This window comes from Variovorax sp. PCZ-1 (assembly GCF_018413605.1).
In the GTDB taxonomy this organism is placed as follows: domain Bacteria; phylum Pseudomonadota; class Gammaproteobacteria; order Burkholderiales; family Burkholderiaceae_C; genus JANMDU01.
Map to the genome: position 1 here is coordinate 1,959,366 of NZ_JAHCDN010000001.1, position 20,823 is coordinate 1,980,188.

General features: G+C 55.1%; 26 protein-coding genes and 1 tRNA gene. 10 read left to right on the forward strand and 17 right to left on the reverse strand.

The window, feature by feature from the left end:
• Positions 1-64: 64 nt before the first annotated feature.
• From aat to KIH26_RS09440, 3 genes are all read left to right on the forward strand, one after another.
• Positions 65-826, forward strand: coding sequence for a leucyl/phenylalanyl-tRNA--protein transferase (gene aat / locus KIH26_RS09430; RefSeq protein WP_213444311.1), 762 nt, complete (start codon positions 65-67; stop codon positions 824-826).
• A 43-nt stretch (positions 827-869) separates the two neighbouring features.
• Positions 870-1,604, forward strand: a complete 735-nt coding sequence (locus KIH26_RS09435; protein WP_213444313.1) for an arginyltransferase — start codon at positions 870-872, stop codon at positions 1,602-1,604.
• A 192-nt stretch (positions 1,605-1,796) separates the two neighbouring features.
• Positions 1,797-2,564, forward strand: coding sequence for an IclR family transcriptional regulator (locus tag KIH26_RS09440; RefSeq protein WP_213444315.1), 768 nt, complete (start codon positions 1,797-1,799; stop codon positions 2,562-2,564).
• A gap of 52 nt (positions 2,565-2,616) precedes the next feature.
• On the opposite strand, the gene KIH26_RS09445 is transcribed toward KIH26_RS09440, so the two are convergent.
• The gene (locus KIH26_RS09445) at positions 2,617-3,606 is read right to left on the reverse strand and encodes a helix-turn-helix transcriptional regulator (protein WP_213444317.1); all 990 of its coding nucleotides are present in this window, start codon (positions 3,604-3,606) and stop codon (positions 2,617-2,619) included.
• An 87-nt stretch (positions 3,607-3,693) separates the two neighbouring features.
• Between KIH26_RS09445 and KIH26_RS09450 the strand changes: the two genes are divergently transcribed.
• Entirely contained in the window at positions 3,694-4,335 is a 642-nt protein-coding gene (locus KIH26_RS09450) for a LysE family translocator (protein WP_213444319.1), read from the forward strand.
• A 75-nt stretch (positions 4,336-4,410) separates the two neighbouring features.
• Here KIH26_RS09450 and KIH26_RS09455 read toward each other — a convergent pair whose 3' ends face one another.
• From KIH26_RS09455 to mutM, 13 genes are all read right to left on the reverse strand, one after another.
• Positions 4,411-4,758 (reverse strand): iron chaperone, encoded by a 348-nt coding sequence (locus KIH26_RS09455; protein ID WP_213444321.1) that lies wholly within the window; start codon positions 4,756-4,758, stop codon positions 4,411-4,413.
• Between the two features lie 18 nt (positions 4,759-4,776).
• Positions 4,777-5,244 (reverse strand): SRPBCC family protein, encoded by a 468-nt coding sequence (locus KIH26_RS09460; protein ID WP_213444323.1) that lies wholly within the window; start codon positions 5,242-5,244, stop codon positions 4,777-4,779.
• Positions 5,245-5,329: 85 nt separating this feature from the next.
• Positions 5,330-5,803, reverse strand: a complete 474-nt coding sequence (locus KIH26_RS09465) for a VOC family protein (protein WP_213444325.1) — start codon at positions 5,801-5,803, stop codon at positions 5,330-5,332.
• An 86-nt stretch (positions 5,804-5,889) separates the two neighbouring features.
• Positions 5,890-6,333, reverse strand: a complete 444-nt coding sequence (locus tag KIH26_RS09470; RefSeq protein ID WP_249661019.1) for an SRPBCC family protein — start codon at positions 6,331-6,333, stop codon at positions 5,890-5,892.
• 69 nt (positions 6,334-6,402) lie between these two features.
• On the reverse strand, positions 6,403-6,804 hold the full coding sequence (locus KIH26_RS09475; RefSeq protein WP_213444327.1) for a VOC family protein: 402 nt from the start codon (positions 6,802-6,804) through the stop codon (positions 6,403-6,405).
• Positions 6,805-6,818: 14 nt separating this feature from the next.
• On the reverse strand, positions 6,819-7,349 hold the full coding sequence (locus KIH26_RS09480) for an SRPBCC family protein (RefSeq protein ID WP_213444329.1): 531 nt from the start codon (positions 7,347-7,349) through the stop codon (positions 6,819-6,821).
• Positions 7,350-7,394: 45 nt separating this feature from the next.
• The gene (locus KIH26_RS09485; RefSeq protein ID WP_213444330.1) at positions 7,395-8,048 is read right to left on the reverse strand and encodes a dihydrofolate reductase family protein; all 654 of its coding nucleotides are present in this window, start codon (positions 8,046-8,048) and stop codon (positions 7,395-7,397) included.
• A gap of 27 nt (positions 8,049-8,075) precedes the next feature.
• Positions 8,076-9,110 carry a DUF1428 family protein gene (locus tag KIH26_RS17005; protein WP_249661020.1) on the reverse strand — a complete coding sequence of 345 codons (1,035 nt, stop codon included), beginning with the start codon at positions 9,108-9,110 and terminating at the stop codon, positions 8,076-8,078.
• Positions 9,111-9,465: 355 nt separating this feature from the next.
• Positions 9,466-10,035, reverse strand: coding sequence for a GNAT family N-acetyltransferase (locus KIH26_RS09500; RefSeq protein ID WP_213444332.1), 570 nt, complete (start codon positions 10,033-10,035; stop codon positions 9,466-9,468).
• Positions 10,036-10,109: 74 nt separating this feature from the next.
• Entirely contained in the window at positions 10,110-10,469 is a 360-nt protein-coding gene (locus tag KIH26_RS09505) for a VOC family protein (protein ID WP_213444334.1), read from the reverse strand.
• Positions 10,400-11,353 (reverse strand): helix-turn-helix domain-containing protein, encoded by a 954-nt coding sequence (locus tag KIH26_RS09510; RefSeq protein WP_213444336.1) that lies wholly within the window; start codon positions 11,351-11,353, stop codon positions 10,400-10,402. The genes KIH26_RS09505 and KIH26_RS09510 overlap by 70 nt, the downstream gene beginning before the upstream one ends.
• A gap of 17 nt (positions 11,354-11,370) precedes the next feature.
• The gene (locus KIH26_RS09515; protein ID WP_213444338.1) at positions 11,371-11,949 is read right to left on the reverse strand and encodes a methylated-DNA--[protein]-cysteine S-methyltransferase; all 579 of its coding nucleotides are present in this window, start codon (positions 11,947-11,949) and stop codon (positions 11,371-11,373) included.
• 21 nt (positions 11,950-11,970) lie between these two features.
• Entirely contained in the window at positions 11,971-12,819 is an 849-nt protein-coding gene (gene mutM / locus KIH26_RS09520; protein WP_213444340.1) for a bifunctional DNA-formamidopyrimidine glycosylase/DNA-(apurinic or apyrimidinic site) lyase, read from the reverse strand.
• Positions 12,820-12,867: 48 nt separating this feature from the next.
• Here mutM and KIH26_RS09525 point away from each other — a divergent pair, with 48 nt between their 5' ends.
• The 6 genes from KIH26_RS09525 (at position 12,868) to KIH26_RS09550 (ending at position 18,152) form a co-directional block, all read left to right on the forward strand.
• Positions 12,868-14,658 carry a tetratricopeptide repeat protein gene (locus KIH26_RS09525; RefSeq protein ID WP_213444342.1) on the forward strand — a complete coding sequence of 597 codons (1,791 nt, stop codon included), beginning with the start codon at positions 12,868-12,870 and terminating at the stop codon, positions 14,656-14,658.
• 7 nt (positions 14,659-14,665) lie between these two features.
• Positions 14,666-15,202 carry a lipoprotein insertase outer membrane protein LolB gene (locus KIH26_RS09530; RefSeq protein ID WP_213444344.1) on the forward strand — a complete coding sequence of 179 codons (537 nt, stop codon included), beginning with the start codon at positions 14,666-14,668 and terminating at the stop codon, positions 15,200-15,202.
• 124 nt (positions 15,203-15,326) lie between these two features.
• Entirely contained in the window at positions 15,327-16,196 is an 870-nt protein-coding gene (ispE, locus tag KIH26_RS09535) for a 4-(cytidine 5'-diphospho)-2-C-methyl-D-erythritol kinase (RefSeq protein WP_213444813.1), read from the forward strand.
• A 48-nt stretch (positions 16,197-16,244) separates the two neighbouring features.
• A tRNA-Gln gene (locus KIH26_RS09540) sits at positions 16,245-16,321 on the forward strand.
• 57 nt (positions 16,322-16,378) lie between these two features.
• Positions 16,379-17,353: a ribose-phosphate pyrophosphokinase gene (locus KIH26_RS09545; protein WP_213444346.1), complete on the forward strand. Its 975-nt coding sequence runs from the start codon at positions 16,379-16,381 to the stop codon at positions 17,351-17,353.
• A gap of 121 nt (positions 17,354-17,474) precedes the next feature.
• Positions 17,475-18,152: a 50S ribosomal protein L25/general stress protein Ctc gene (locus KIH26_RS09550; protein WP_213444348.1), complete on the forward strand. Its 678-nt coding sequence runs from the start codon at positions 17,475-17,477 to the stop codon at positions 18,150-18,152.
• A gap of 145 nt (positions 18,153-18,297) precedes the next feature.
• Here the strand turns inward: KIH26_RS09550 and map are convergent, their stop codons facing one another.
• The 3 genes from map to KIH26_RS09565 all read right to left on the reverse strand — a co-directional run bounded on the left by map (position 18,298) and on the right by KIH26_RS09565 (position 20,819).
• The gene (gene map / locus KIH26_RS09555; RefSeq protein ID WP_213444350.1) at positions 18,298-19,089 is read right to left on the reverse strand and encodes a type I methionyl aminopeptidase; all 792 of its coding nucleotides are present in this window, start codon (positions 19,087-19,089) and stop codon (positions 18,298-18,300) included.
• On the reverse strand, positions 19,089-19,343 hold the full coding sequence (locus tag KIH26_RS09560) for a ParD-like family protein (protein WP_213444352.1): 255 nt from the start codon (positions 19,341-19,343) through the stop codon (positions 19,089-19,091). Before KIH26_RS09560 ends, map begins: the two co-directional genes overlap by 1 nt.
• Before the next feature lie 285 nt (positions 19,344-19,628).
• The gene (locus KIH26_RS09565; RefSeq protein WP_213444354.1) at positions 19,629-20,819 is read right to left on the reverse strand and encodes an L-talarate/galactarate dehydratase; all 1,191 of its coding nucleotides are present in this window, start codon (positions 20,817-20,819) and stop codon (positions 19,629-19,631) included.
• Positions 20,820-20,823: the final 4 nt, after the last annotated feature.

Here is a 20,823-nt window from a genome sequence, read left to right on the forward strand (position 1 = left end):
ATATGCCTGTATGCCGCACGTCTGAATTGCAGTTTGTGGCAAAAAAACCCGCAAAATCCTACAGATGCAAGCCCCCCACGATCCCCCCCGCCTGCCATGGCTGGCAGGAGGGCAAGATTTTCCGCCCGTCACGCAGGCTTGGGGGCTCACGCATCCAGCGCCAGGCTTGCTGGCTTTGGGCGCTGATTTGGAAGTTGAAACGCTTTGCAGGGCATACCAACAAGGCATTTTTCCTTGGTTCAGCGAAGGGCAACCGATTCTGTGGTGGAGCCCAGATCCGCGTATGGTGCTGCCCGTGGCAGAGTTCAAATTGCACCGCAGTCTGCGCAAAAGCTTGGCCTCTTTTTTACACACACCTGGCTGTGAAGTGCGCCTTGACCATGATTTCCCTGCGGTGATTGCCGCTTGCGCGAACACGCCGCGCGATGGGCAGGCTGGCACTTGGATTTTGCCGGAGATGCAGGCAGCTTATATCGCGCTGCATCAGGCCGGCTTTGCCCACAGCATCGAAACTTGGGCTCATGGCAAGCTGGTGGGCGGTTTGTATTGCACAGCCCTTGGCGGCGCGGTGTTCGGCGAGTCCATGTTTGCTCATCAAACCAATGCCTCAAAGATTGCTTTGTGTGCGCTGGTCGCCTTGTGCAAATCACAAGGCGTGGCGCTGATTGATTGCCAGCAAAACACGGCGCATTTGGCCTCGCTCGGCGCGCGCGAGATGCCACGCGAGGCGTTCTGTGCGCATGTTTTGTCCAGTGCAAAAAATAAACTGTCGTGGCAGGCTAAATCCGTAGAATGGCAAGTCTTGGATGTGCGGTTGGCATCTTAGGTATTTTCCTCGGACACACTAGCTCAAGCCACTTAGACCCACCATGACACTACTCAAGGATCTCCCGCTTCAGACCTTGCAGTTCTACGCCACGGCGCCGTATCCGTGCAGCTATTTGCCGGGCAAGGTGGCGCGTTCGCAGGTGGCCACACCCAGCCACTTGGTGCATAACGAAGCGTATTCAGAGCTGGTGGCCAGCGGCTTTCGGCGCAGTGGGATGTTTACTTACCGGCCTTACTGCGATGGCTGCAAAGCTTGCGTGCCGCTGCGTGTGAATGTGGCGAATTTTGTGCCATCGCGCAGCCAAAAGCGAGCACAAAAGCAGCATACAAATTTGCAGGTGCGAGTGATGAAGCTTGGCTTTGTACAAGAGCACTACGAGCTGTATCTACGCTATCAAAACGGGCGGCATGCAGGCGGCGGTATGGATCATGACAGCATTGATCAATACACCCAATTCCTGCTGCAAAGCCGTGTGAATTCGCGCATCGTAGAGTTTCGCGAGCCTGGTTTGAATGGCGAACTCGGCGCTTTAAAAATCGTGGCGATTTTGGATGTGCTCTCTGTCGGCATCTCAGCGGTTTACACGTTTTATGAGCCGGATGCTAAGGCCGCGTATGGCACTTACAGCATCCTCTGGCAGATCAGCCAAGCCAAGCAGCTGGGCTTGGCGCATGTGTATCTTGGCTACTGGATTGAAAACAGCCCGAAGATGACTTACAAGGCGCAATTCAAACCGCATGAGCTGCTGATCGACGGGGTTTGGCAAGCTGCTTAAGCCCGTTTCCGTTCGTGCTTAGCCGTTCGGTTCAGGCAGAGCATGGCCTGCCCTGAGCTTGCCGAAGAGCGAAGCCCTTGCGAGCCCTTCGACCAGACTCAAGGCGAACGGAATCGAACGATCAGCTATGACGTTTGGCAAGCCAGCTGATTTCACACTATAAAATTCATGCCTAGCTTGAAATTTCAGGGCATGAAAAAAACACCCTCCACCACCCCCACCATCCAAGTGATCGAGCGCATGTTTGCGCTGCTGGATGTGCTCTCCTCGCGAGAAGGCGCGATTTCGCTCAAAGAAATCAGCGAGAAAACTGGCTTGCATCCTTCAACAACGCATCGCATCTTGAACGATCTCGCGCTCGGCCGTTTCGTTGATCGCCCTGAATCCGGCAGCTATCGCTTGGGGCTTCGTTTACTCGAGCTGGGCAATCTCGTGAAAGATCGCCTCAATGTGCGCGATGCTGCTCTCCCCGCCATGCGCGAGCTGCACAAGCTCACGCAGCAAACCGTGAATCTCTCCGTGCGGCAAGGCGATGAGATTGTGTATGTGGAGCGCGCGTACAGCGAGCGCAGCGGCATGCAAGTCGTCCGCGCCATCGGCGGCCGCGCGCCGCTACATCTCACCTCGGTGGGCAAATTGTTTTTGGCTTTCGACGAACCCCTGCGCGTGCGCCAATACGCCACGCGCACCGGCCTCGCAGGCCAAACGAAAAACAGCTTGACTCAACTGCCAAATCTCGAACGCGAACTCTCCAAATGCCGCCAATACGGCGTGGCGCGAGACAACGAAGAACTCGAGCTCGGCGTGCGCTGCATGGCGGCTGGCATCTACGATGATCAATCGCGGCTTGTCGCTGGCCTCTCAATCTCCGCACCTGCAGACCGGTTGAATGAAGAGTGGCTGCCGCGTTTGCAAGCCACAGCCAAAGAGATTTCAGTGGCCTTGGGACATCGGGGATAGAGTCTCTTGCTATTTATTTAATAGCATATCGCGCAGTATGTATGCCGGCGATCTATCGATTTTTTTCATAAATTGATTTGATATTTGCCAGCTCTTGCAAAAACAAGCTTCGTAGCTCTGTCGGCTCAATCACCTGCACCTGCGCGCCAAAGCCTAGGAGTTGCCGCACACCCTGCTCGATGGATTCAATGGGCAAGATGACATGCACCCATCCTTCGGGCGTATTTTCTGTTTGATCTCGGGCGGGCAAAGCGACGGATTTGACACGGCCATTGGCCAGCCAGGTTTGCGCGCGGGGCGAAGCGATGATGTGCGCTTGATACCGATACAAGTTCGCCTCGAAGCGTTGAGTCGATGCAACCCGATGCTGCGCTAAATCAAAGCTCGCTGGGCGTTTGAATTTTTTAGCTGTCGCGCTGACCGACAAGATATTCAACAGACGAAAAGTCAGTGCCTCTTTTTTATCGTTCTTTTTGTCTATGGGCCGCGCCACCAAGTACCAAGCCCCTGCTTTGAGCACCAAGCCCAGCGGCTCCACTTCTCGTGTGGAAACGCCACGCCAGCTTTCATACCTGATGCGAATGCACAGATTGCGCCACACCGCATCAGCCACCTCGCGCAGCGCCTGCGGTGATTCGGCGCTGCGATACCAATCTACCGGATCCACATGCAAGCGGCTGGCCACCGTGCTGGCCTGCTCGCGCCATTCGGGTGGTAGGGCAGCGATCATTTTGAGCCGAGCGGATGTGGCAGCCGTGCCCAAGCCCAGTTCGGTGGCCGCGCTCGGCAAGCCGGCCAAAGAGAGCGCCTGCGCCTCAGGCTCGGTCAGCCCGGTGAGCTGAGTGCTCCATCCCGGCTTGAGCTGAAAGCCGCCATTGCGCCCGCGGTCGCCCCAAATCGGCACGCCCGCAGCAGAGAGCTCATCCACATCGCGCAGCACCGTGCGCACCGACACCTCCAGCGCTTGCGCGAGCGCGGGGGCAGACATGCGCCCGCGCGATTGCAGCAGCATGAGCATGGAAAGAAGGCGGCTGGCTTGCATCCATATCAGTGTAATTCAAATACATGACATATCTTGTCATGTTTACTGGCATACGCTCCAGACTTTATATTTTTTGGAGGTATGCAGATGGATTTTCAAATTCAACAAACCAGCCACTATTGGCTGTATTTCGTTTTGGTCGCAGGCATCGTGGCCGTGCCCGGCATGGAGATGGCGTATGCCATGGGCAGCAGCTTGGTCAATGGGCGCAGAGTGGGTTTTGCAGCGGTGATGGGCAGCGCTGCTGGCGCGGCAATTCACATACTCGTGAGCGCTTTAGGCATCGGCCTGTTGCTGCAAACCTCGCCCAAAGCCTTCAACGCGCTGCTGCTGGCAGGCGCTTTGTATGTGGCGTGGATGGGCTGGGCATTGATCAAATCGCCCGGCGCTTTGAGCGAGATCGGTGAGCACCCGCAGCAAACCGTGTGGCGCACCTTCTTGCGCGCAGCAGGCACGAATTTGCTTAATCCGAAAGCTTATGTGTTCATGATCGCCGTTTTCCCCCAGTTCATCAAACCACAATATGGCTCGCTGGTGGCGCAATCTTTGGTGCTTTGGCTGATCACCGCCTTCGCGCAAATCGGGATCTATGGTGCTGTGGTTATCGCGGCTTCGCAGTTTCGTGATTGGCTAAGGAACAGCGAGCGAAATCAAAAAATGGTGGCACGCTTGGTCGGCGCGATGTTGATTGGCACAGCCGTGTGGACGATCACGACCGGCTGGCTCTGAGGAGCTTGCTGTGCTCAGGCGAGTCAGGATGGGCTTGGGTAAAGCGATTCAAACCATGGCCTGTTCATAAAAAACTCACTCGGCCTCATACTGAGCAGCTAATGCCAAAGCCACTCTGCCAATGAGATTGATCGGCAACTCTTGATCGTAGGGAAACGACAAATTACCTTTCGGTCCACGCAAGTCTGCAGTTTCCTGGATCAGCGCTTGATCTTGAGTGATCGGTGGATACATCCCGATATGCTTTTTGAACGCAGCGAAATAGACGAAGGTGCGTCGCAGCTTAAAGGCTGGAATGTTGTAACTGATGCACTCCTGAGCTTGTGGCACGCGCGTCTTGATTTCCTTCTGAATTCGCAACAGAAGTTGGCGAGTGGCAGGCGTTTGAGCGGCGAAGTAAGCCTCGTGTGTTTCGTAGGGCATCGCTACGCTTTCTTTGCGTCATAAAGCCCTAGCCAAGGCTTCGAGCTGGTCCGCAGCTTTGCCCCAGCCTTCGTGAAAGCCCATTTTTTCATGCGAGTTACGATCCTCTGCGCTCCAGTGGCGCGCCACGGCTTTGTAGTGTGTGCCGCCGCCGGGTGCATCGCTCAGGGTGATTTCAGCCACCATGAAGGCTTTGCCAGAAGGCTGCCAGGCGCTGGTGAACGCATCGGTGGTCACCAAGCGCCGCCCGATGTCTACATCGAGATAAACGCCGGCGTTGGGGAATTTCTCGCCATCAGGGCCAGTCATCATCATGGAGATCGCGCCGCCGACGCGCAGATCACTTTGTATATCGCGCGCATTCCATGGCTTGGGGCAAAACCATTGCTCAATGAGCTTGGGCTCCGTCCAGCAGCGCCAAATGGCCATGCGCGGGGCTTGCATGGTGCGCTCTAAGACGAGATCATTGGATACGGAAGGATTCATGATTTACTCCTAAATAGATAGCATTCCGCGCAGATTCTATGCCGGCGAGATGCTGATTTGACTTAAAAATTCACTGCGTACTCATTCACGTCACTGCATTGACAGCAGCTTCAATCGCCGCAATATCAATCTTCTTCTGCTTCATCATCTCCGTCATCGCGGCAGCAGCCACTTTTTTGTTGCTGCTGGTCGTCAACTCCGTCAGGCGCTTGGGGAAAACCTGCCACGACACGCCGTAGCGATCTTTCAGCCAGCCGCAGACGCTTTCTTCGCCGCCATTCGTTGTCAGCGCCGCCCAGAGCCGATCAGCCTCGGCCTGATCGTCTGTCGAGACCGAAATAGACACCGCCTCAGTCAGCGTGAACATTGGCCCAGCATCCAAGATCTGGTACGGCACGCCGCCTAATGTGAAGTCAATCACCGAGAAAGTGCCAAATTCGTTTTCGCCATTAAAGACCATTTCTACTTGGCTTGCGGGGATCAGAGAGCAATAGAACTCTGCGGCTTCTCGGCCTCGCCCGTCGCGGAACCAGAGGCAGGTGCGAATAGAACTTGTCATGATATAACTCCTAAAGTGATAGCATCTTGCGCAGATTCCATGTCGGTGAGATGCTGATTTTGTTTAAAAATCAACAGCACATTCGTTCAACCCGGAATATTCGGCTCGACCAGCCGCGCCAAATGCCGCAGTCCTTCTTGCCAGCCGAGATAGCAAGCCTCGGGTGGAATCATCTCGGGAATACCGCTTTGCGTGATGTGAATTTCCACCCCCACGCTCACGGCTTGGATTTTTACGCGCATGGTCATCTCGCCGGGGAGATTCGGGTCTTCAAAACTGGTGGTGTAGCGAATAGTTTCGTTCTCAACCAGCTCCAAATATTTCCCACCGAAAAACACTTCGCCTTGCGTGGTGAAGTTGGTGAATGACATGCGGTATGTGCCGCCGACTTTGACATCCATCGCGTACACATGCGCCGTCATGCCATTGGGCGGCAGCCAGCGAGCCCACGCATCGGGCTGAGTGAACGCACGCCAGATTTTCTCGGGCGTGCTGGTGAACACGCGATGAAGTTGAACAGTTCCTGTCATGATTGACTCCTAAAAAGTGAGCACTCTGCGCATATTTCATGCGGGCAAAGTGCTGATTTCGCCTAAAAATCAGGCTTGAGGCATCTCGCCCATCCAAAACACTTCCCACACATGGCCATCGAGATCATGAAAGCCATGTTGATACATGAAGCCATGATCGACGGGCGGTTTAGGCGTCGTCGCGCCGCCTGCCACGGCGAGCTTGACCAGCTCATCAACCCTCGCGCGCGACTCGCAGGGCAGCGCAATCAGCGATTGCACCGTCTTGTGTGCATCGCCAATCGGTTTATCCACAAAGCCCGCAAAGAAAGGCTCGGTGAGCAGCATGGCAAATAAGTTCTCACCCAACACGAGGGCTGCTGCCACATCGTTGCTGAACTGTGGATTGAATGAATAGCCCATGCCCTCAAAAAACTTGCGCGAGCGCGGTAAATCTTTGATGGGCAGGTTGACGTAAATTTCTGAATGCATGATTGTTTCCCTCTTTAAGCTTTCTCAGCCAACACTTTGAGCTTGCTTAAACCCACAGCAAAGTCACCGCCAATCATCTTGTCCATATTGATAAAGACACCGATGACTTTTGCGAAATACGGTTGCTTGGTATGCATCGCCCAAGTCACTTCCGTGCTGCCCGCTTGTGGTTTGAGGCTGTAGACCACTTCGTTTTGCGCGGCGAAGGGTTTGATCATGGTGAGCCTCATCGCCACCTCGCTCGGCGCTGTGCTGCGAATGATCTCCACCGAACCTTGGCCCACTTGGCTGTTCCCCACAAAATCATTGCGCGCACCCACGCCGCTCGCTGGCCCGCTGTAGGTATTCGTCATCTGCGGGTCTTTCGGCGAATAAGGGCTCCACTTTTCAAACTCGCGCGGCGTGTTGATGATGGCATGCAGCTTGTCTTCCGGCGCGTTGATGCGCTCGCTGCGCGTGACGGTGTACGCGTCGGGCTTGCTGGCCGCATAGGCTAACACGGTAAGTATCGCCACGGCGAGGATGATGAGGCTGATTTTGATCATGATGTGCTCCTGATAAAACTTCAATGACTAAAAATCGTTTGTGAGTCACTGACCCTGCCGCCTGAACACAACATGGGTCGCTTTCTCTGATCCCACAAATTCAACGCATGTGTAGCCCAAGGCTGGCATATCCACGCCATCGAAAAGGCGCTCACCACTGCCGAGCAAAACCGGCGAAATGGCAATATGGAGCTCGTCGATCAGGCCTGCTCGCAGGTATTGCTGGATGGTGTTGACTCCCCCACCGATGCGCACATCCTTCCCACCCGCAGCTTGACGCGCAAGCTCAAGCGCTTCGTGAATGCCGCCCGTGACGAAGTGGAATGTTGTGCCGCCTTCCATCTCGATCGATTCGCGCGGGTGATGCGTCAAGATGAAGGTTGGCACGTGATAAGGCGGGTTATCGCCCCACCAGCCTTTCCAGCTCATATCGAGCCAAGGGCCACGATTCGGCGCGAACATGTTTCGTCCGAGAATCCAAGCGCCCACATTCTTGAAGCCACGTGCAGCGAAGTCATTGTCAACACCCGTCGTTCCGCCATTTTTGCCGAACAAGCTCTTCTGTAGCGCATCCGTTGGGAATAACCACTGATGCAAGTCTGTCCCGCCTACGCCGAGCGGATTCTTCAGATCCTGATTTGGTCCTGCTCCGTATCCATCAAGTGAGATGGTGAAGCTTTCAACTCGAACTCGTGTCATGGCGATATCTCCTGAGCAAGTGTCTTGTCAACCATTCACAATGGCTTGAAAGCCCCCACGCAACATGCGCTTCATGTCAAAAGGCATGGGGTTGGCTTCGGGGCTCATGCGCGGATCGCGCAGGATGAGTGGCCAAGCGGCATCGCGCATGGCTTTGAAGGGCCATTCGATCCATGAAAAGACGACGGCTTCGCCTTCTTGCAGTTGCACCGCATGGTCGTATGAATTGATGCGACCTCCTCTGGCGCTGGGCACATCATCCGCCCAGCACTCTGTCACGCGCAGCGCGCCGTATTGTTTGAAGACGAGAATGTTGTCTTGCACATGGCGGATATATGCCTCTTTGTTAGCCAGCGGCACAGCGATGACATAGCCATCCACATAGGTGTCGAGCTTTTGCGTGCTTAGGGTGGCTACTGGCGTGAGCAGGCCTTGCACATAGTTGCGTAAATGCGCGATGAATGACGCGGCAATCTTCGAGTCGCCCTGCGCCTTGGCCAAGATGAAGGCGCCTTGCAGCGAAGCCTGCGTGTAGAGCGCTAAATTCTCCGCACTCCAATCCGCAGACGGCGCATACAAAGCCTTCGCCTGCGCGATCATGGGCACGAGGGTACGCGCGTGGCTTTCGATGCCTTCGCGGCAGGCGGCGCGGATAGCAGGGTGGCTGTCATACGTCTCTTGCACCATGGTGCCGAGCAGGCAGGTCACATCGGCCAAATCGCCCTCCACGATTTGCGCGCGGAAATCGATGTAGGCCAAGATGCGCTCTCGCGGGTCTTGCACTTCTTGGTAAGGCGCGCTGGCAAACAAACCGCCTGTAACTTCACCCCAATATTTCGCAGCCTCCACAGCGAGTTCCTCTTTGTTGGCAAAGTGGTGGAAGAAGCTGCCCTTGGTCACGCCGGCTGCAGCGCAGATATCGTCCACTGTGGTGGCGCTGTAGCCCTTGGTGCGGATCACTTTGAGCGCGGCGTTGAGCAGGTTTGTGCGCGTGAGCATGGCGCGCGCCTGTGTGCGCGGCGCGGTGGCAAGCTCTGGGGAATCTGGCGCAGTGGTACTCATGGCTGGGTGGACATTAATTTCATACTAAATGGTATGAAATGCAGTTTACATACCAATTGGTATGCTGTCAACACCTCACAAAAGCTTGTAAAAATACTACTAATTCAATAGCACTCTGCGCAGATCCTATATCGTCAAAAGCTCAATTTGGTCTATAAAACTACTTTTGGCAAGCTGTGCAATCAAACCAGCACCCTCCTCATTTGGCGGTGCATTGTGATGGCCTGACTGCAACTAGAGCTGCAGAGACAAGCATCAAATCGTTGATGGCTGAGATTGGTCTTTGCGTTTACGATCAATAAACCCTTGGGTGGTGAGCAAGCGCCTTGAGGTGAGTTTGTTAAGAAATAAATCGTCATGAAACTGTTCGGGTCACGACCCATTTGTGCTTTCCAATCAGCCTCTCACGCTTAAATCCAAGACTTTCGAAAGTCGATAGCGCTCCATTAAACAGAAAGGCTGGCGACGCCTTTCTGCCTTCGATGTCTTCCGGGTACCCTTCAACTCGCCCGCCACCCAGCTCTTTGATTTGTTCAAGTGCACCCGCCAGTGCAGCAGCGGCCACGCCCTTGCCGCGATAGCCTTTGCCAGAAAAAAAGCAGGTGATGCGCCAAGCAGGCAGTTCGGGCTGGATGGCAAAGTAGGCGCGCTGGTTGTGGATTTGCGGGAGTTCTTGCGGCGATCCGAACTGACACCAGCCCACGCATTGAGCACCGTCATAGACAAGGGCAGCATGGGCGCGACCTTCCCGAACCAGACGCTCCTTGGCCTTGCGCTTGGAGGCTGCCGAGTCATCTGGGCTCTCCCCCTTGGGGTGATACCACATGCACCAGCACCCGCCCCATACGCCGTTATTCGCTTCGACTAAGCGCGCAAAATCTGGCCAAGTGCTTGCATCAAGCGCTTTTGTTTTGTAAGTTGTCAAGAAGGGCCTCAATGATCATGGCTGACTGCAAAACTCACAGACCGTCCATTTTGCACCCGGCCCTATCAAGCACATCAAGGGCATACGGCTTCCACATTATTGCCATCGGGATCGAGCAAATAAGCTGCATAGTAGGTCGGGCTGTAGTCTAGTCGCAGCCCTGGCGCGCCGTTGTCACGAGCGCCGGCTTTCAGACCCGCCTTGTAAAAAGCATCGACTTGCTCATGGCTGGATGCGCGAAATGCGATATGGCAGCCATTGGCCTTGGCTGTGGATGAGGGATAGAGCCAAAACGCTGGCGCATCGGGCGGCCCGAAGCCTGCTTGGCTTGCATCTTGATAACCCGGCACATGGCCGAGAGTGGCTAGGAGAGCTTTGTAGAACTGCTGGCTCGATGCGAAATCTTTGACGCGGATGCCGATGTGGTCGTACATGATGGTTTCCTGCTGAATGAGTTGATCAAGCGGGCATCATCGAGCATCGCTGAAATGCGGTCTTGGAAAATCTTGCGGTCTGCAGGGCGCAGCCTGCGAAACGCTTGGGGCGAAATACCTGCAGCGCGGCCAAAGGTGCGCACGAAATTGCTCAGGTCTGCAAAGCCAACATCGAGCGCAATATGAGTCACGGTTTGCTCATCTTGCGCAAGCAGCCGCGCGGCACGCGCCAGCCTTGATCGCACCAAATATTGATGCGGTGTCACGCCAATGACGCGTGAAAACATGCGCAGAAAATGAAAAGCACTCAGCCCCACCTGTCGCGCCACATGCTTCAGCGCAAGGTTTTCATGAGAGTGGGTGTGAATCCACATCGCAGCCTCCACGGCGCGTTTGCGCTCCTGGGATGTGGTGATTGAAGCATTGGATTTTCGGGGCGATGCCACCTGCGCCATGCGCGCAGCAAGCCATATTCCCGCCTCATCCAAACCGATATCGCTGCGCCCATCGGCCGCCGCCTGAGCCAACTCGCCCAACACCATCAACTCCGGCAGGGGTGGCAGGCTGCCCGTCTGCCACAGCCTGCGATCATTCTCAATCAGATCCACAAAACCGGGAGATAGATGGAAGGCAAGGCACTCATCTCCACATACATGGTGATCATGCGTGCACATGAACTCATCTTGCGGATAGCCCAGCAAAACCGATCCTGCGACCAGCTCATGCGATACGCCGCGTGAGTTGTAGCCAAAACTACCTTTGCGCACATACGAGATGGAGTAGCCCGAATGCATCTCGGTAAATGGCTTTTGCCCAGGGCTTGCACTGCAGCGGTAATCCACCACCCGCATAACGTCGGATCGAAGCAGTGTTTTCGTTAGCACAGTAAAAGGAGCTTAGCTTATTTCGAGACTGTGTCGGTATCGAACAAATTTTGCTGCGCAACCGCCCCCGCTACACATTGAGCACCTTCAATTTGCAGCAAGCGGATCTTGCTGGCCACACCGCCACTGGCTGAGAAGCCACCGAAATGCTTTCCGGCGGCCAGTACGCGATGGCACGGCACCACGGGAGCAAATGGGTTGCGCCCCAGCGCCTGCCCCACCGCCCGAGCAGCGCCTGGCTCGCCCAATTGGCTGGCGATTTGGCCATAGGTCAGGGTTTGGCCAGGAGGAATGGCACGGGTGATTCGGTAAACCTTTTGGTGGAATGCTGGCACCCCAGACATGTCCAGCGCAATGTCTTGCAGATTGTCATGCTGACCGCTGAGCAAAGCCGTGATGCGAACGATGGCCTCATGCACGTGCACAGGTGGCGGTGCCTCGTTAGATTGCGGGAATAGTCTCATCAAGCGAGCGCGGGTCTTTTCCACGCCGTTTGTTTCCGGAAGCTGAACACACAAGATGCCCTTCCAACCCCAAGCGATGCCGCAAAAACCCATCGAAGTGTCAAAGAGCGAGAATTCGATGGGGCGGGTCATCTGTGGCGAGCTTTCACAAAGCTACTTCTGGCAGTTTGAGCAATAAAACGTGCTTCTCTGCCCCTGACGGATCATTTTGATGGGCTGGGCGCACACGCGGCATGGCTCGCCCTCACGGCCATACACATTCGCTTCCAGCTGAAAATAGCCGCCCTCACCCGTGGCGCTGGAGAAATCGCGCAAGGTGCTGCCACCTTTTGTCAAAGCGGCTTGCAGCACTTGCCTCACCGCATGATGAAGCTTGTATGCACGCGGCTTGCTCAATTGAGCCGCAGACAATGTAGGCCGAATGCCCGCAAGAAAAAGTGCTTCTGAGGCATAGATGTTGCCCACACCCACCACGATATCGCCCGCCAGCAGCACTTGCTTGATTGGCGCGCTGCGCTGCTTACATGCAGCATGAAAAGGCTGAGGCAAAAAATCATCCGTCAGAGGCTCCACACCCAAGCCGCCCAGCAGCTTGCGTGGCCACGCATCGGCTTCTGAATACGCAAAGATCACCGCCCCGAAGCGGCGCGGGTCGTTCAAGCGCAGTTCGCCCTGTGAAGTGAGCAAGCTGAAATGATCATGCTTGCCCGCCGCAGGCAAACGAGGCGAAAACAGCAGTGAGCCCGACATGCCCAGATGAATGATCAGCAAGCCCGGCTTGGCGTTTTTCAAAGTATCGATCAGCAAATACTTGCCCCGCCTGCGCACAGCTTGCACCACAGCGCCAGTTAAAGCATCCACAGCCTCTGGCGCCCCGCCATGCAGCCCCACGCCAAACGGCCAGCGCAGGGGCTTACCCACATGCGCATCCAGCACACGCGCGCCTGCGATCCGGCTCGCAAATGAAAGGCGCGTGACTTCAACTTCTGGTAATTCAGGCATTTATCTCTTCATTAGGAACTAGAAACAAGCTTCGATTATCATGCCCTCATGCCCTTCAACACATCATCCAAGCTGGTCTTCACAGCCCTTGCTCTTGCCCTCAGCACGCAAGCGGCCACAGCCCAGCAGCGCACGCCAGCGCGCCCGGCAGCTTCCACCCCTGCAGCAACTGAAACCATTGCCAACTCCAACATGGATGGCGAGCTGTTTTACCAGCTCCTCCTGGGCGAATTGAATGCCATCCCCGGCTTGGGCGGATCAGCGGGCAACAGCTATTCCTTCATCTTGGATGCCGCACGCCGCACGAACGACGCCTCGCTCTATCAAAGAGCCGTTGAGCTGGCCATTTCAAACCGCGCAGGCGATCCTGCGCTTGCCGCAGCCCGCGCGTGGAAAAGCGCACAACCCCAGTCTCGCGATGCAAATTTGCAAGTGCTGCAAGTGTTGCTCGCGCTCAATCGCCTGCCTGAGACGGCTGAGCCCTTGCGTACACAAATCCAGCTCACGCCAGCCGCTGAGCGCAGCAGCGCCATCTCGCAAATCCCGCGCCTGTATGCCCGCGTGACAGACAAGAAAGCCGCGGCTACATTGGTGGAGCAAGCGCTCGCAGAATTCATCGGCAACACGGCGACAGCCTCTGCCAGCTGGACCGCGGTGGGCCGCACTCGCCTGGCCGCTGCGGATGCCACGGGCGCCATCGATGCCGCCACTCGCGCGCAAGCCGCAGACGCCAAAGCCATTGGCCCCGCCCTGCTCGCGCTCGAATTGATGGACCCCAAGCAGCCCAATGCCGAGCCCATTGTGCGCAAGTATCTTGAGAATGCAGAAGCCATCCCCGAAGTGCGCTTGGGCTATGTGCGTGCCCTGCTTGATGCGCAGCGCTCAGGCGAAGCCAGCGCCCAGGTGCAGCGCTTGACCAAAGACAAGCCCGATATGGCCGAAGCTTGGGCACTGCAAGGCTCGCTCGAGTTGCAAGACAACAAAATAGACAACGCCGATGCATCGTTCAAGAAATACATCGAGCTGGCTACGCCCCAGCGCAATTCGGAAGAAAAACAACGCGGCCTCACGCAAGCCTATCTCTCGCTCGCGCAAATTGCTGAGAAGCGCAAAGATTTCTCTCTGGCCGAAAGCTGGCTTGCCAAGATAGACAGCCCGCAAGCCTTGGTGAGCACACAAAACCGTCGCGCCTCTATGCTCGCCAAACAAGGCAAGCTCGCCGAAGCGCGCGAGCTCATCCGCAAGTTGCCAGAACGCGCAGGCGCAGATGGCGCAGCAGACCGTCGCCAAAAAATTCTCTCCGAAGCCCAGCTCCTGCGCGACAACAAAGAGCATCAAGCCACCTACGACCTGCTTGCCCAAGCCGTGGAGCGCAACCCACAAGATCATGAGCTCATCTATCAGCAAGCCAGCGCTGCAGAAAAACTCAAACGCTATGGCGAGATGGAGCGCTTGATGCGCCGCGCCATCGAAGTCAAGCCTGACTACGCCTACGCCTACAACGCTCTAGGTTATTCGTTTGCAGATCGCAATGTTCGCCTGCCAGAAGCCAAAACTCTGCTGCAAAAAGCCATCGAACTCGCCCCTGGCGACCCAGCGATTACCGATAGCTTGGGCTGGGTGGAATTTCGCATGGGCAATTTGAAAGAAGCCATTGCCCTGCTCGAAAAAGCCTATAAGGCCTATCCCAATGCTGAAATCGGCGCACATTTGGCTGAAGTGCTGTGGGTCAGCGGCCAGCGTGATCGCGCCACGGCCATCTTCAAAGAATGCATGCTGCTGGACAAAGAAGACGAAGTGCTGGTTGAGACACTCAAGCGCTTGCGTGTGAGGCTTTAATCCAGATATGAAGCGTCGTTTCTTTGCAGCAAGTGGTCTGGTATTCACTATTATTTCTATAGCTGGTTGCGCAACAAATACGCCGGCGAATGGCCTAAAAGACTCTAAAAACACCGCAGCAACAGATTCGCAAAGCTATTCAGGTCGCTTAAGCCTGGTGATTGAACCTACTGCGACCTCCAATGAACTGCAGCAATCGTTTTCCGGTAGTTTCGAGCTGCGCGGCAATGCCAACATCGGTGAGCTCGATCTGCTCACGCCGCTTGGTCAAATCGTGATGCAGCTGCGCTGGCAGCCCGATAACGCCATGATCATTCGCGGTAGCCAGCGGCAACTTTTTGCCAACGCACAAGATTTGATTCAGCAAGCCACAGGAGCATCCCTTTCATTGGAGCAACTGTTTGCTTGGTTGCAGGGCAAAGATGCGCCAGTGAGCAGCGGGGAATGGCAAGTTGATCTCTCAGCCCATGCCAACGGCCGCATCATGGCGCGCCGCGCCACCCCCACGCCTGCCGTATTGCGCATCGCGCTGGAGAAGCCATGATGCATTTGCAAATAAGGTTTGCTTTTACAAAAACCATTCGGGCTGAGCCAGTCGAAGCCCTTGGCAGCCCTTGGACAAGCTCAGGGCGAACGGAAATAAAGATCAGTTCAATATGAAGTCTGTTTTGAAGGAGCTTCGCAACCTCCCCGCGCCCGCCAAGCTCAATCTGTTTCTCCACATCACGGGCCGTCGCGCTGATGGCTACCATTTGATCGAATCCGTTTTTCAGCTCATCGATTGGCAGGACACGATTCACCTTGAACTGAGAGAAGACGGTCAGATTTCGCGGGAAGACCTATTGCCCAGCGCTGGTGCATCGCTTCCGCCAGATGACCTGTGCACCCGCGCCGCTCGCGCGTTGCAAAGCGCCACTGGCTGCCAATGGGGTGCGCACATCCAGCTTGAAAAGCGCATTCCAGCGCAAGCCGGCATGGGAGGCGGCTCATCCGATGCGGCTACTTGTTTGCTTGGCCTCAATCGCTTGTGGAATCTTGGTCTGCCGCTGGCAAGATTGGAGCAAATCGGTTTGACGCTCGGTGCTGATGTGCCCTTTTTCCTGCGAGGTCGTAACGCTTGGGTGAGCGGCATTGGCGAGAAAATTGAGCCTCTGCCCGATGGCATGCTCCATCCAGACCAGCATTTCCTCGTCATCAAACCCGAAAACGGCCTGCCCACCCCCGCCATTTTTAGTCACCCGGCTCTCAAGCGCGATACGGCTCATGCTATAATCTTGGTCTTTGCTGTAAATCCTTACGACTTCGGTTGTAACGATCTCCAGACTGTTGGCGAGCTGATCGAGCCGCAAGTGAACCAAGCACTTGCCATCCTCGAAAAGCAAGGTTTAAAACCCCGCATGACAGGCTCTGGCAGCGCGGTATTTGCGCCCTGTCCCGTTGGTTTCCAACCGGATACAAGTGTGATCCCGCCAAGCTGGCAGCAGAGAGTTTGTAAGACGCTAAGTATTCATCCTGTGATGAAGCTCTTAGAAGATTAGCAAACACTGCACGTTTTTCGGTTGACACAGCAATGTGTTGTCCAGTGCAGGGGAGTCGCCAAGTTGGTTAAGGCATCGGATTTTGATTCCGACATGCGAAGGTTCGAATCCTTCTTCCCCTGCCAAATTTTTCAGCTGCAAGTCACCTACAACCATTCATACGGCTCTCGCACCGCACTGACATGACCCAGCAACATCCCGACTTCATGGTTTTCACCGGCAATGCCAATCCTGTCATGGCGCAGGAAATTGCCGCGCATCTGGGCATCAAGCTCGGCGGTGCCACGGTCGGCCGTTTCTCAGATGGCGAAGTCACGGTTGAAATCACAGAAAACGTGCGTGCACGCGATGTGTTTATCGTGCAATCCACATGCGCGCCCACCAATGAAAATTTGATGGAATTGCTGATCATGGTGGATGCATTGAAGCGCGCATCGGCTGAACGCATCAGCGCCGTTATCCCGTATTTCGGCTACGCCCGCCAAGATCGCCGCCCACGCTCCAGCCGCGTGCCTATCAGCGCGAAGGTTGTGGCCAATTTGCTGCAAACTGTGGGCGTCTCCCGCGTACTCACGATGGATTTGCATGCCGATCAGATTCAAGGCTTCTTTGATATCCCCGTGGATAACATTTATGCCTCGCCTACTCTGCTCGGCGATCTGCGTAACAAGAACTACGATGATTTGATCGTTGTTTCGCCCGATGTGGGTGGCGTGGTGCGAGCCCGTGCGCTTGCTAAGCAGCTCGGCTGCGATTTGGCGATTATTGATAAGCGTCGCCCGAAGGCCAATGTGTCCGAAGTGATGCACGTCATCGGCGAAATCGAAGGCCGCAATTGCGTGATCATGGACGACATGATCGACACCGCTGGCACCTTGGTGAAAGCAGCCGAAGTGCTCAAAGAGCGCGGCGCGAAAAAAGTCTACGCGTATTGCACTCACCCCGTCTTCAGCGGCCCTGCGATTGATCGCATTGCCAAAGGCACAGCGCTCGATGAAGTGGTGATCACCAACACGATTCCTTTGGCTGAAGCCGCCCGCGCATGTGGCCGCATCCGCCAAGTGAGCGTTGCCCCATTATTTGCAGAGACGATTCAGCGCATTGCGCATGGTGAGTCGGTGATGAGTTTGTTCTCGGATCAGAGCGATCTGTTCTGATTTCGGAAGAAAAGGTGGCAACAGCCTCAAAGTTGCAAAGCCCTGCTCTATGCATTGTGTGTAGAGCAGTTGTTAAATCCGAAGTGAGCTGGTCGCGGCACACTTCTTTTGGAGAGTTATTATGAAATTTGTCGCTTTTGAGCGCGCTAAGCAGGGCACGGGTGCGAGCCGCCGTCTCCGCATCACAGGCAAAGTGCCTGGTATCGTCTATGGTGGCACCACTGCCCCCGCGCTGATCGAACTCGATCACAACGCACTGTGGTTTGCCCTGAAAAAAGAAGCTTTCCACGCCACGATCTTGGACATGGAATTGGCTGGCAAAGAGTCCAAAGTGCTGCTGCGCGATGTGCAGTATCACCCCTACAAGCCGCAAGTCACCCACGTTGACTTCCAGCGCGTCGATGCCAACACCAAGCTCACCATGAAAGTGCCTCTGCACTTCTCCGGCGAAGCCGAATCTCAAGCCGTCAAGCTCGATGCTTGCTTGGTCAACCACATCGTCAACGAAGTTGAAGTGTCTTGCTTGCCTGCTGATCTGCCTGAGTTCATCGCTGTGGATTTGTCTGGCCTCAAGAAAGGCTCCAGCCTGCACGTGAACGATCTTACTTTGCCAAAAGGCGTGAAGGTTGTGACACACGGCAAGGTCAACCCAGTGATCGTGTCCGTTGTGGCCATCGCCGCAGAAGAAGAAGCGCCAGCCGCTGCCGCTCCTGCTGCTGATGCAAAAGCCCCAGCCGGTAAAGATGCCAAGGCTGCTCCTGCCAAGGATGCTAAGGCAGCTGCACCCGCTAAGAAGTAAGCCCTCTTACTTCCAAGAAAAAACCCGGTTCGCCGGGTTTTTTTACGTCTTTTTGAAGTAAAAATGGCATGTCTGCGGCGTATTTAATGTGCAGGGCGCTATTAAATATATAGCAATTGTATCTAGAAACGATGCGCGCCAATCGTTAAACTGGCGTGTACCCACCCGTACCTTCAGGCCAAGCCGTGAGCACTTCATAACCAGAAGGCGTCACAGCCACCATGTGTTCCCATTGAGCAGACAAGGAACTGTCCTTCGTCACGACTGTCCACCCATCAGCCAACTGCTTCGTCTCGCGTCTACCTGCATTTAGCATCGGTTCGATCGTAAAAATCATACCTGCTTCCAGCTTGAGCCCATGGCCGCGCAGCCCATAGTGCAGCACTTGAAGGTCTTCGTGGTAAACCTGTCCAATGCCGTGCCCACAATAATCGCGCACCACACTAAAACGTTCTCTGTGAGCAACCGACTGGATTGCATGGCCAATATCACCGAGAGTCGCTCCAGGCTTGACTTGGTGAATTCCAGCCAACATCGCCTCGTACGTGGTCTCAACCAAGCGCCGCGCCAACATACTAGGCTCTCCAACGAAGTACATGCGGCCAGTGTCACCGAACCAACCATCCTTTATGACTGCGACATCAATATTAACGATATCGCCATTTTTGAGAATCTTGTCTGGCGAAGGAATGCCATGGCACACCACTTGATTGACAGAGGTAAGGATGGTTTTGGGGTAGTCAAGATAGCCCACATTGGCAGGCGTGGCACCTTGGACATTAACGATGTAGTGGTTGCAGATTTTGTCTAGCGCATCAGTACTCACGTCTGGTACAACATGCGGCGCGATCATGCTCAGAACCTCGGCCGCAAGCTGGCCAGCCCGTCGCGACATGGCTATCTCATCTGCGGATTTGATGATAATGCCCTGCGCCATCAATGCTTCCCAGCAGAAGCAGCCCTAGACTTTACAAGCTGACCTGTGGCCGCTCCGATGATATCCAGTCCACCCGAGAGTTCGGCTTGTATCAGCAATTGGCAGATTTCCCGATAGTCTAAATCTGGATGCATCTCGGTCAGCATACCGATACGCATCCAGTGCTCTGCCTGCGCATTGATGGACCTGCTGAGGGCATTTCCCGCCACACGAAGGTTCTCATGCATTTGATCTGAAATTTTTACGATGCCCATGATGATAATTATACGAAATATATACGATACATGTATGTTTTATTTTGCATTAACAAGCATTGAGATTTCAAAGCTAAAGCGCATTGCGCTTTAGCAAAAACGTGTTTGAGCGCAGTGAGTTGTTTTTGCAGCCTTTGAAAGCGACTACTGCAGATGCTGCGTCGAAGGCGTCCCTGCTCTAGGCGCAGGCGCACATCGCGTAGCTTGTCGCGAGTTGAGAATTATGAGTGCAACAAGCACTTCGCCGGCAAATAAACTGCGCAGAGTGCTATCAAATAAAGAGCGTTAAGGCTTCTTACCTACTTCAAACCGCTCACGCGTCCAAGCCTGCGCCTGTTCACTCAATGTAAAACCTAAACCAGGTCGCGAAGGCAGCCACATACGGCCATCTTTCAAAGTGAGTTGCTCATTGAAAAGTGGCGTGAGCCATTCGAAATGCTCTAGCCATCCTTCGCGGGCATAGGCGGCCACCAGAGGTAGATGGATTTCCATCGAGAAATGCGGAGCGATCATTCGGCCTTTGAGGTCAGCTAACTGCATGATCTGCAAGAAGGGCGTGATGCCGCCCACGCGAGGTGCGTCAGGTTGAATGAAATCTGTGCCGGCTTCGATCAATTGCACATGCTCGTTGAAGCTGGTGAGCATTTCACCCGTGGCTATCGGTGCATCAAAGCGTTGCGCCAGCTCGCCGTGGCCTTCAAAATCCATCGCATCCAGCGGCTCTTCGATCCAAGTGAGATCGTATTCTTCCAAAGCGCGGCAGGCACGCACGGCCTTCAAGCGATCCCATTGCTGATTCGCATCCACCATCAGCGGGAAACCATCGCCGAGCAACTTGCGCACGCTGCTCACGCGCTCAATATCCACTTTCAAATCTGGATGCCCCACTTTGAGCTTGATGCCGCCAATGCCGCTCTCACGAGAGACTTCAACATTCTTCAAAACCTGATCCAGCGGCGTGCTGAAGAAGCCGCCGGAGGTGTTGTAGCACTGAACACTCTCTCGATGACTGCCCAAGAGCTTAGCCAGCGGCAGATTTGCGCGCTTGGCCTTCATATCCCATAGCGCAATATCAAAAGGCGAAATCGCTTGGCTCGTCATGCCGCTGCGCCCCATGCTCGCGCCTGCCCACATGAGCTTCGTCCACAAACGGGCGATGTCGTTCGGGTCTTCGCTAATCAAATTCGGAGCAATCTCTTTCGCATGTGCGTAGAGGCCAGGGCCGCCTGCCCGCTTGCTGTAGCCAAAGCCCATGCCTTGGTGACCATCGCGCGTGGTAATCTCGCAGAAGATGAAGGCAATCTCCGTCATCGGCTTTTGCCGCCCGGTGAGCACCTTCGCATCGCTCACGGGTGTCGCAAGTGGAAGGATCGTCAATTGCAAAGCGATATGTGCAATGCGATCACCTGCGTCTTGAGCGGTTTCTTGTATCACGCTTTTGTAGGAGACGTGACTTGATTCAACAGCTTGATTCATGAAA

What these genes read in the sequence shown, in the direction of transcription:
- KIH26_RS09440 (WP_213444315.1), top strand. Translation starts at nt 1,797, where the DNA reads ATGAAAAAAACACCCTCCACCACCCCCACCATCCAAGTGATCGAGCGC.
- KIH26_RS09435 (WP_213444313.1), top strand. Translation starts at nt 870, where the DNA reads ATGACACTACTCAAGGATCTCCCGCTTCAGACCTTGCAGTTCTACGCC.
- KIH26_RS09550 (WP_213444348.1), top strand. Translation starts at nt 17,475, where the DNA reads ATGAAATTTGTCGCTTTTGAGCGCGCTAAGCAGGGCACGGGTGCGAGC.
- mutM (WP_213444340.1), bottom strand. Translation starts at nt 12,819, where the DNA reads ATGCCTGAATTACCAGAAGTTGAAGTCACGCGCCTTTCATTTGCGAGC.
- KIH26_RS09560 (WP_213444352.1), bottom strand. Translation starts at nt 19,343, where the DNA reads ATGGGCATCGTAAAAATTTCAGATCAAATGCATGAGAACCTTCGTGTG.
- KIH26_RS09480 (WP_213444329.1), bottom strand. Translation starts at nt 7,349, where the DNA reads ATGATCAAAATCAGCCTCATCATCCTCGCCGTGGCGATACTTACCGTG.
- KIH26_RS09445 (WP_213444317.1), bottom strand. Translation starts at nt 3,606, where the DNA reads ATGCAAGCCAGCCGCCTTCTTTCCATGCTCATGCTGCTGCAATCGCGC.
- KIH26_RS09470 (WP_249661019.1), bottom strand. Translation starts at nt 6,333, where the DNA reads ATGACAGGAACTGTTCAACTTCATCGCGTGTTCACCAGCACGCCCGAG.
- KIH26_RS09450 (WP_213444319.1), top strand. Translation starts at nt 3,694, where the DNA reads ATGGATTTTCAAATTCAACAAACCAGCCACTATTGGCTGTATTTCGTT.
- KIH26_RS09485 (WP_213444330.1), bottom strand. Translation starts at nt 8,048, where the DNA reads ATGACACGAGTTCGAGTTGAAAGCTTCACCATCTCACTTGATGGATAC.
- KIH26_RS09465 (WP_213444325.1), bottom strand. Translation starts at nt 5,803, where the DNA reads ATGACAAGTTCTATTCGCACCTGCCTCTGGTTCCGCGACGGGCGAGGC.
- KIH26_RS09565 (WP_213444354.1), bottom strand. Translation starts at nt 20,819, where the DNA reads ATGAATCAAGCTGTTGAATCAAGTCACGTCTCCTACAAAAGCGTGATA.
- KIH26_RS09515 (WP_213444338.1), bottom strand. Translation starts at nt 11,949, where the DNA reads ATGACCCGCCCCATCGAATTCTCGCTCTTTGACACTTCGATGGGTTTT.
- KIH26_RS09530 (WP_213444344.1), top strand. Translation starts at nt 14,666, where the DNA reads ATGAAGCGTCGTTTCTTTGCAGCAAGTGGTCTGGTATTCACTATTATT.
- KIH26_RS09460 (WP_213444323.1), bottom strand. Translation starts at nt 5,244, where the DNA reads ATGAATCCTTCCGTATCCAATGATCTCGTCTTAGAGCGCACCATGCAA.
- aat (WP_213444311.1), top strand. Translation starts at nt 65, where the DNA reads ATGCAAGCCCCCCACGATCCCCCCCGCCTGCCATGGCTGGCAGGAGGG.
- KIH26_RS09505 (WP_213444334.1), bottom strand. Translation starts at nt 10,469, where the DNA reads ATGTACGACCACATCGGCATCCGCGTCAAAGATTTCGCATCGAGCCAG.
- KIH26_RS09475 (WP_213444327.1), bottom strand. Translation starts at nt 6,804, where the DNA reads ATGCATTCAGAAATTTACGTCAACCTGCCCATCAAAGATTTACCGCGC.
- KIH26_RS17005 (WP_249661020.1), bottom strand. Translation starts at nt 9,110, where the DNA reads ATGAGTACCACTGCGCCAGATTCCCCAGAGCTTGCCACCGCGCCGCGC.
- KIH26_RS09545 (WP_213444346.1), top strand. Translation starts at nt 16,379, where the DNA reads ATGACCCAGCAACATCCCGACTTCATGGTTTTCACCGGCAATGCCAAT.
- map (WP_213444350.1), bottom strand. Translation starts at nt 19,089, where the DNA reads ATGGCGCAGGGCATTATCATCAAATCCGCAGATGAGATAGCCATGTCG.
- KIH26_RS09525 (WP_213444342.1), top strand. Translation starts at nt 12,868, where the DNA reads ATGCCCTTCAACACATCATCCAAGCTGGTCTTCACAGCCCTTGCTCTT.
- KIH26_RS09455 (WP_213444321.1), bottom strand. Translation starts at nt 4,758, where the DNA reads ATGCCCTACGAAACACACGAGGCTTACTTCGCCGCTCAAACGCCTGCC.